A 294-nucleotide genomic window follows, 5' to 3' on the forward strand; every position below is an offset into this window, starting at 1 on the left:
CCGCCAGACCGGAAAGAAAGAAGTTTTTGAATTTCCGTGTGGCATCCAGCGAGGTCGAATTATAAAAGATATGATTGTGAATGTTGGATTTGTCGAAGTGGGTCGCAACGATGAAAGCGTGTTTTCCCTTTGTCCATCGCATCGCTGTTTAATAGCCGACTTGGTTCGCTTCTTCCGGGGTGATTTCTCCCGGCTTAAAGGACTGGCGTATCTGGTATGCGATGATATTGTTCTTCTGCTGTCTGCCGGTAATATGCTGATACTGACGTTTTGAAAGCAGAAATTCCTCATCTG

General features: G+C 45.6%; 1 pseudogene. It reads right to left on the reverse strand.

Annotated elements, in window-relative coordinates:
- A pseudogene (locus P0G09_RS19625) lies at positions 1-294 on the reverse strand (relaxase/mobilization nuclease domain-containing protein); the annotation flags it as partial.

Origin of the sequence: Faecalibacterium sp. DFI.5.82 (assembly GCF_029076575.1) — a bacterium.
In the GTDB taxonomy this organism is placed as follows: Bacteria; Bacillota; Clostridia; order Oscillospirales; family Ruminococcaceae; genus Faecalibacterium; species Faecalibacterium duncaniae.